The sequence below is a fragment of the Paenibacillus sp. EKM301P genome, from assembly GCF_011800295.1.
Classification (GTDB): Bacteria; Bacillota; Bacilli; order Paenibacillales; family Paenibacillaceae; genus Paenibacillus; species Paenibacillus polymyxa.
Map to the genome: position 1 here is coordinate 1 of NZ_JAALFM010000068.1, position 681 is coordinate 681.

Sequence of the window (681 nt, forward strand, 5' to 3'; positions counted from 1 at the left end):
ATCCGGTACGAGGACAGTGTCAGGTGGGCAGTTTGACTGGGGCGGTCGCCTCCTAAAGAGTAACGGAGGCGCCCCAAGGTTCCCTCAGAATGGTTGGAAATCATTCGAAGAGTGCAAAGGCAGAAGGGAGCTTGACTGCGAGACCTACAAGTCGAGCAGGGACGAAAGTCGGGCTTAGTGATCCGGTGGTACCGCATGGAAGGGCCATCGCTCAACGGATAAAAGCTACCCTGGGGATAACAGGCTTATCTCCCCCAAGAGTCCACATCGACGGGGAGGTTTGGCACCTCGATGTCGGCTCATCGCATCCTGGGGCTGAAGTAGGTCCCAAGGGTTGGGCTGTTCGCCCATTAAAGCGGTACGCGAGCTGGGTTCAGAACGTCGTGAGACAGTTCGGTCCCTATCTGTCGTGGGCGTAGGAAATTTGAGAGGAGCTGTCCTTAGTACGAGAGGACCGGGATGGACGTACCGCTGGTGTACCAGTTGTTCCGCCAGGAGCACCGCTGGGTAGCTATGTACGGAAGGGATAAGCGCTGAAAGCATCTAAGCGTGAAGCCCCCCTCAAGATGAGATTTCCCAGTATGTAAGACCCCTTGAAGACGACGAGGTAGATAGGTTGGGGGTGGAAGTGCAGTAATGCATGGAGCTGACCAATACTAATCGGTCGAGGGCTTATCCTAA

1 rRNA gene is annotated in these 681 nt (G+C 55.4%); it reads left to right on the plus strand.

The features are described 5' to 3' along the window. Window positions 1–680, plus strand: a 23S ribosomal RNA gene (locus HFD99_RS24845); the annotation flags it as partial. Window position 681: the final 1 nt, after the last annotated feature.